6 protein-coding genes are annotated in these 7514 nt (G+C 39.8%); all 6 read left to right on the top strand.

Annotated elements, in window-relative coordinates; all coding sequences use genetic code 11:
- The first annotated feature begins 113 nt into the window (after positions 1 to 113).
- Positions 114 to 1202: an MFS transporter gene (locus E4T71_RS07665; RefSeq protein ID WP_135038663.1), complete on the top strand. Its 1089-nt coding sequence runs from the start codon at positions 114 to 116 to the stop codon at positions 1200 to 1202.
- A 259-nt stretch (positions 1203 to 1461) separates the two neighbouring features.
- Entirely contained in the window at positions 1462 to 3120 is a 1659-nt protein-coding gene (locus E4T71_RS07660) for a peptide ABC transporter substrate-binding protein (protein WP_135038661.1), read from the top strand.
- A 71-nt stretch (positions 3121 to 3191) separates the two neighbouring features.
- On the top strand, positions 3192 to 4106 hold the full coding sequence (locus E4T71_RS07655; protein ID WP_135038659.1) for an ABC transporter permease: 915 nt from the start codon (positions 3192 to 3194) through the stop codon (positions 4104 to 4106).
- Positions 4107 to 4116: 10 nt separating this feature from the next.
- Complete coding sequence (locus tag E4T71_RS07650) at positions 4117 to 5148, top strand: ABC transporter permease (protein ID WP_135038657.1); 1032 nt, start codon at positions 4117 to 4119, stop codon at positions 5146 to 5148.
- A 12-nt stretch (positions 5149 to 5160) separates the two neighbouring features.
- Positions 5161 to 6201, top strand: coding sequence for an ABC transporter ATP-binding protein (locus E4T71_RS07645; protein WP_135038653.1), 1041 nt, complete (start codon positions 5161 to 5163; stop codon positions 6199 to 6201).
- Between the two features lies 1 nt (position 6202).
- Positions 6203 to 7138 carry an ABC transporter ATP-binding protein gene (locus E4T71_RS07640; protein WP_135038651.1) on the top strand — a complete coding sequence of 312 codons (936 nt, stop codon included), beginning with the start codon at positions 6203 to 6205 and terminating at the stop codon, positions 7136 to 7138.
- The last annotated feature ends 376 nt before the right edge of the window (positions 7139 to 7514 follow it).

Here is a 7514-nt window from a genome sequence, read left to right as displayed (position 1 = left end):
CATAAAGGGGAAATCCTTTTTTGTCCAGTAAAAAGTCTCACCTAATGGGTGAAAATCAAAAACTTCCAGAAACCATGATGTATCAGCGATTCTGGAAGTTTTTTTAGTTATGTATGAATAATTTGGGATTAGGAATTTTTTGGGGACCGGTGGTGGATACTTGGAATCAGAGACGCTTATTGGGGAATTTGTCGGCACTTTTGTTTCTAGCTCTCTGCATTCTCAGTTTTGCAACCAATTGGCTAGGTTTTAATCTGTGGCTTCTGTTACTAGCGATTCCAGTATTAGCGACTGCTTCGGAGTTCTTATATCCAGTAGGTGAGGCACTTTTACCGCGAATGGTAGCTCCAGAAGAGCTTACGAAAGCGAATTCCTGGCTTATGATATCCAGCACTGGAGCAGACTTGTTTTTTAACGCGATTTCTGCGCTTGTTCTTTCTCTGCTAAGCCTGAATCAACTGTTTGGTTTGACGAGTATTCTTTTCTTTTTTGCATTCTTTTTTTTCAAACGAATAAGGACTTCGAATCCTTCAAATAACATAGGACAGCCCAAAAGGGATCGTAGGACAGCTTATATAAGGGATCTTAAGGAAGGACTGAGCTTTGTTAGACAACCGCTGGTACTTCGCCTTTTGTTTCCGCTTTTATTGATGAATTGTGTTTATGCAGTTTTCTACGTTAGCCTGCCAGAGTTTACCAGTGTATACTATCAAACACCAACGGTCTATGGTCTCTTGTTAATGCTACTGGGACTAGGATCTATGTTCGGCTCCTTGTTGAGTGAATTTGTGTCGCTTCGCCTTCCCCTTGGTTATTTAGTAGCTATTTCTTACTCAATTACCGGATTGACATGGCTTTTAGCAGTTATCAGTCTCGAGCTAGGGATATTTCCACTTACAATAGTCCTCATCCTTCTCTCAGGTGTTTCCAATGGTATTGTCAATGTGGCTTACTCTGTTCTCTTTCAAAAGTTACCCCCACATGATATGATTGGCCGTGTTCATACGATTAATATGACTTTTTTAAACAGCCTAGCTCCCCTAGCTTCTCTTGTGGGTGGCTTATTCGTTCGAAGCTTGGGATCTCTTACTACCATCCTGATTTGCGGCGCCAGTCTTCTGATAATCTCCCTCTCACTCCTATTGAACCAGAGATTCCGTACATTACCTAAAATGGAGGACATCCCAACCCTTGAGAAATGACTAGTAGGTCATTGGAAATTTGGAGCTTATCGAGAAGAATAAGATGGATCCTATCCTCCTGAAGATTGTGAGCGGGGGGATTTTTGAATCTCTGAAAACTTGAGAACTGTGTTGGGAAAAGCTTTATATGTTACGCTAATTGAGTCATTAAATGAGTACTCAATAAAAAATATTTTGAAAATTTCAACAAAATAGCCTTGATTTTAGAATTATTTAAGGTATAATTATAAAAAATTTTACTTCATTAGGGAGGTTTCTTATGGCGACATCTAAGAAACGTACATTGAAACATTTTATGGGGCTTGGTCTTGTAGCCTTAGCATCTACAGCTGTGCTTGCAGCTTGTGGTTCTAACAAACAAGCATCAGCCAATAAAGAAGAAATTAATTGGTATACACCAACTGAGATTTTGACTTTGGATATTTCTAAAAATACGGATCGCTATTCATCACTGGCTATCGGGAATTCTGGAAGTAATTTACTTCGTCGAGATGATAAAGGCGAGTTACAGCCAGATTTGGCCGAAAAAGTTGATGTATCATCGGATGGTTTGACCTATACTGTAACCCTTCGTGATGGTCTTAAATATTCAGACGGTACACCTTTGACTGCTGAGGATTTTGTATACACATGGCAACGGATGGTTGATCCAGCCACAGCTTCCGAGTATTCTTACCTAGCTTCAGATTCACATCTCGCGAATGCAGAAGACATTATTGCTGGTAAAAAAAGTGTAGAGGAGCTTGGTGTTAAAGCAGAAGGTGATAATAAGGTTGTCTTTACTCTTTCAAGTCCATCACCTCAGTTTATGAGTCTCTTGTCCTTCTCAAACTTTGTTCCGCAAGATAGGGAATTTGTTGAAAAGTTAGGGAAAGATTACGCGACAACATCTGACAAGCAGATCTATTCTGGACCTTATAAGGTAGAAGGTTGGAATGGTACAAGTGGAACCTTCAAGTTGGTCAAAAATGATAATTACTGGGATGCTGAAAATGTGAAAACAAAAACGATCAATGTCCAAACAGTCAAGAAACCAGATACAGCTGTTCAGATGTATAAACAAGGTCAATTGGACTTTGCAGATATTTCGGGAACATCAGCTATTTACAATGCGAATAAAAAGAATGCTGATGTAGTTGGTGTTCCAGAAGCAACTACAGCTTATGTTGTTTATAATCTGACCGGTAGCGTTAAAGGTTTGGATAATCAGAAAATTCGACAAGCCTTGAACCTTGCGACTGACCGTAAAGGGATTGTTGAAGCAGCAGTTGACACTGGTTCTAAGCCAGCCACAGCTCTTGCTCCGACAGGACTCGCGAAATTACCGGATGGAACAGATTTGGCTGAATATGTAGCTCCTGGCTATTCTTACGATGTAGCTGAGGCAGAAAAACTCTTTAAAGAAGGTCTTGCTGAAGCAGGCTTGAAAGAGTTGACTTTAACAGTAACGGCAGATGCAGATAGTCCAGCAGCTAAAGCATCTGTAGATTATATCAAGGAAACTTGGGAAAAAGCTCTTCCTGGCTTGACTGTTGAAGAAAAATTCGTAACCTTTAAGCAACGTCTTGAGGATACTAAAAATCAAAACTTTGAAGTAGCTCTTGTTCTTTGGGGTGGAGATTATCCAGAAGGATCTACTTTCTATGGTTTATTCCAATCTGATTCTGCTTACAATTACGGAAAAGTAAATAGTTCTGAATACAATGCAGCTTATGAAAAAGCTTTGACTACAGATGCTTTGGATCCAAAAGCTGCAGCAGATGATTATAAGGCTGCTGAAAAAGCTCTTTATGATGGAGCTCTTTACAATCCAATCTATTTCCGTTCAAAAGAAGGTCTACAGAATCCAACAATTAAAGGTCTCATCCGTAATTCGACAGGTTTAGATGTTGACTTTACTTACGCACACAAAGAATAAGAATCGCTAGTCTACGTCTGCAAGAACTGGTTCTCCAGTTCTTGCTTTCGTTACTTATAAAAGGAAAAATTATGTGGAAATATCTCTTAAAACGGATTGTAATTTTAGTTATCACCCTTTGGGTGGTAATTACGCTTTCTTTCTTTTTGATGCAGATTATGCCGGGAACTCCCTTTAATAATCCAAAGTTAACCGATGAAATGATTGCCATGATGAATCAGCAATACGGTCTGGATAAACCTGTTTGGCAGCAATATCTTCAGTATCTAGGTAATATTTTACAAGGAGACTTTGGAACAAGTTACCAGTCTGTTAACCAACCTGTTAGCATGCTGATTAGTCAACGTTTGTCTGTTTCTGTTCATTTGGGAATTCAAGCACTTGTAATTGGTATTGGAGCGGGGCTCTTTGTAGGTGCTGTCTCAGCTCGCAATAAAAATAATTGGATAGATACTGTCTTAAGTGTTCTATCAACGCTAGGTATTGCTGTACCATCCTTTATCATTGGTCTTTTACTATTGGACTATCTTGGTTTCAAATGGGGTCTTTTGCCTTTATCAGGCTGGGGAACTTTTGGGCAAACCATTTTGCCTACACTAGCTTTGGCCATTCCAGTTTTCGCGCAGGTGACTCGGTTCTTCCGAAGTGAGATGATTGAGACTATGAATTCAGATTATATTCAGTTAGCGCGGGCTAAAGGGATGACTAGTCGTAAGATTACCCAACGGCATGCCTTGCGAAATTCTCTCATTCCAGTTTTAACATTAGTAGGACCTTTAGCTGCCAATATCTTGACTGGTTCAGCTTTGATTGAGCAGATTTTTTCAATTCCTGGGATTGGTCAGCAGTTTGTGACTTCAATTCCTACCAAGGATTATCCAGTTATTATGGGAACTACAATTGTTTATGCTATGATGTTGATGGTGGCAATTCTGATTACAGATATTATTACCAGTATCGTGGATCCTCGTGTCCGTCTGAAGTAAGGAGGCTAGTATGGAAAGCAAACAAACCTTTAAACTTGTGGGTGCGGGTAATACTGAATCCCAAGAAAAAATTGCAAAACCGACCCTATCCTTTACTCAGGATGCTTGGAGACGTTTAAAAAAGAATAAATTAGCAGTTGTTTCAGTCTGGTTTTTAACGTTCTTGTTGATTTTTTCAATTGGATCAACAGCTTTTGTATCAACCAGTGACGCCAACAATTTTGATAGCGATGCAGTCACGACCTATCGGAATTTACCTCCGAAATTAGGTGATGGTCTTCCTTTCTGGAATGGGCAAATTACTTACTCAGGAAATACTGATGCCAACGATGCTTATGTAGATCAATCGGTTCCGGAAGGAGAGAAGTTCATCTTGGGAACAGATAATCTTGGTAGGAGTATCGCTAAGCGTGTTACAGTAGGAATTAGAATTTCTCTTTTAATTGCTCTTGTAGCAACAGTGATTGACCTGATCATTGGGGTTACTTATGGTCTTATTTCAGGTTTTGCTGGCGGTAAGATCGATTTGGTTATGCAACGAATTATTGAGGTGATTTCATCTATTCCTAATCTAGTTATCGTAACGATGCTTGGTTTGCTGTTAGGGAATGGTGTTACATCTATTATTATTTCCATTGCAATTGTGGGTTGGACATCAATGGCGCGTCAGGTTAGGAATTTAACCTTATCTTACCGAGAGCGTGACTTTGTGTTAGCTTCAAAAACACTGGGCGAGAGTGATCTTAAAATTGCCTTTAAGCATGTACTCCCGAATATTTCAGGGATTATTATCGTACAAATTATGATGACTGTACCAAGTGCTATCATGTATGAGGCTGTTTTGTCCGCAATCAACTTGGGTGTTAAACCCCCAACAGCATCTTTAGGGTCTTTGATTACAGATGCATCAGAAAACTTGCAATATTATCCTTATCAAGTTCTAATTCCATCTATGGCTTTGGTTTTGATTTCCCTCGCCTTTATTCTCTTGGGAGATGGTTTGCGTGATGCCTTTGACCCTAAATCTAGCAAGGGAGACTAGTAGGAGAGAAACATGTCAGAAGAAAAAATTTTAAGTGTCAAAAATCTCCACGTTAATTTTCGGACATATGCTGGAGAAGTTAAGGCTATTCGTGATATTAGCTTTGATTTGAATAAGGGAGAAACCCTTGCTATTGTTGGGGAATCTGGTTCTGGGAAGTCTGTTACAACAAAAACATTAATGGGACTCTCTGAAAAAAATGCAGAAGTTACAGGACAAATTGATTTCAAAGAACGTAACCTGATTGAATTTAAAGAGGAAGATTGGGTTAAGGTTCGTGGAAATGAGATTGCCATGATTTTCCAAGATCCAATGACCAGCTTGGATCCAACTATGAAAATTGGGATGCAAATTGCAGAGCCGATTATGCTGCATGAAAAGGTCTCTAAACAAGAGGCATTAGATCGTGCTCTCCAATTGATGAAGGATGTTGGGATTCCGAATGCAGAAGAGCATATCAATGATTATCCTCATCAGTGGTCTGGAGGAATGCGTCAGCGGGTAGTTATTGCGATTGCTTTAGCTGCTAATCCAGAAATTTTGATTGCGGATGAACCAACAACGGCTCTTGATGTGACGATTCAAGCACAGATTTTACAATTGCTTAAAGATATTCAAAAAGAGCGGAAGTCTTCCATCATCTTTATCACTCATGATTTGGGAGTTGTAGCAGGGATGGCAGATCGCGTAGCTGTTATGTATGCTGGAAAGATTGTGGAGTATGGAACTGTTGATGAAGTCTTCTATAATCCTCAACACCCTTATACTTGGGGACTCCTTAATTCTATGCCCACAACGGATACTGAGGCTGGTAGCTTAGAGGCGATTCCTGGGACACCCCCAGATTTGCTTTATCCACCTAAGGGGGATGCCTTTGCAGCTCGTAATGCTTATGCTCTAGATATTGACCATAAAGAGATTCCTCCAATGTTTAAGGTCTCAGATACCCATTTTGCGGCTACATGGCTCTTGGATGAGCGAGCTCCAAAGGTGACACCTCCAGCTGCTATTGTGAAGCGTTGGGAAAAATGGAAACGCATGAAGGAGAACTAAGATGACACAGGAACGTCAAAAACTAGTAGAACTCAAAAATGTATCACTGACCTTTAACCAAGGAAAATCCAATGAAGTCAAAGCAATCGACAATGTTAGCTTTGAAATTTACGAGGGTGAAATTTTTGGTCTTGTAGGAGAGTCTGGATCTGGTAAGACAACAATTGGTCGTGCTATATTGAGGTTGTATGATGTCAATGAAGGTGAGATTTTATTTGGTGATAAGAATGTGTCTCAATTAAAGGGAAAAGAATTGTATGATTTTCGTAGAGAATCACAGATGATTTTCCAAGATCCTCAGGCTAGTCTTAATGGAAGGATGAAAATCCGAGATATCATCGCAGAAGGTCTAGATATTCATAAATTAACAACGACAAAGGCAGAACGTGAAGCTCGAGTTGAGGAATTGATTGACTTAGTTGGCTTGAATAAGGATCATCTTTCACGTTACCCTCATGAATTTTCAGGAGGCCAGCGTCAACGGATAGGCATTGCACGTGCTTTAGCAGTCAATCCGAGTTTTATTGTAGCGGATGAGCCGATTTCAGCTTTGGATGTTTCTATCCAAGCTCAGGTTGTTAACCTTATGCAAAAGCTTCAGCGTGAACAGGGGCTGACTTATCTTTTTATTGCTCATGATTTGTCTATGGTGAAATACATCTCAGATCGTATTGGTGTCATGCACTGGGGGAAACTCTTGGAAGTGGGAACAGCAGATGAGATTTATAATAATCCGATTCATCCATACACGAAGAGTCTATTATCAGCTATCCCTGAGCCAGATCCAGAACGTGAACGTGCTCGTCAGCACCAAATTTATGATCCATCGATTGAACAAGATGGCCAAGAACGCCAGATGCATGAGATTTGTCCAGGACATTTTGTTTATGCAACCGAAATGGAGGCACAGGCTTATCGTGAACTCCATAAACCATAGTTGTTTTTGCTTAATTTATTTGATTATAAAAGAAATGAATGGATAGGTATCAAACGAGGCTGGGCAAAAAGTATTCGAAATAGAAAACAGCTTAGAATTACGTCATTAGAAACGTTGATTCTAAGCTGTTTTTATCTATTCAGACCTCAAGCGGAAGCCGGAAATTATTCGTTTTTGCGTCTCCTCGTTTTAGTAGTAGGATGATTTGAAACTGGATTGGAAAAAGAACTGTGTGGGTGATTGAAGTAGTATAGTTGTTTCGCTTTAAAATACGTGATAAAATAGACTTATGACCTATAGTATTGATTTTAGAAAACGTGTGCTCTCTTTCGTTCAGGAAGGGCACACTCGAACAGAAGCCTGCGATCTTTTCGGT

The sequence above is a fragment of the Streptococcus sp. WM07 genome (assembly GCF_004570525.1).
Classification (GTDB): Bacteria; Bacillota; Bacilli; order Lactobacillales; family Streptococcaceae; genus Streptococcus.
This window is presented reverse-complemented; position numbering and strand designations above follow the sequence as displayed.

What these genes read in the sequence shown, in the direction of transcription:
- E4T71_RS07665 (WP_135038663.1), top strand. Translation starts at nt 114, where the DNA reads ATGAATAATTTGGGATTAGGAATTTTTTGGGGACCGGTGGTGGATACT.
- E4T71_RS07660 (WP_135038661.1), top strand. Translation starts at nt 1,462, where the DNA reads ATGGCGACATCTAAGAAACGTACATTGAAACATTTTATGGGGCTTGGT.
- E4T71_RS07655 (WP_135038659.1), top strand. Translation starts at nt 3,192, where the DNA reads ATGTGGAAATATCTCTTAAAACGGATTGTAATTTTAGTTATCACCCTT.
- E4T71_RS07650 (WP_135038657.1), top strand. Translation starts at nt 4,117, where the DNA reads ATGGAAAGCAAACAAACCTTTAAACTTGTGGGTGCGGGTAATACTGAA.
- E4T71_RS07645 (WP_135038653.1), top strand. Translation starts at nt 5,161, where the DNA reads ATGTCAGAAGAAAAAATTTTAAGTGTCAAAAATCTCCACGTTAATTTT.
- E4T71_RS07640 (WP_135038651.1), top strand. Translation starts at nt 6,203, where the DNA reads ATGACACAGGAACGTCAAAAACTAGTAGAACTCAAAAATGTATCACTG.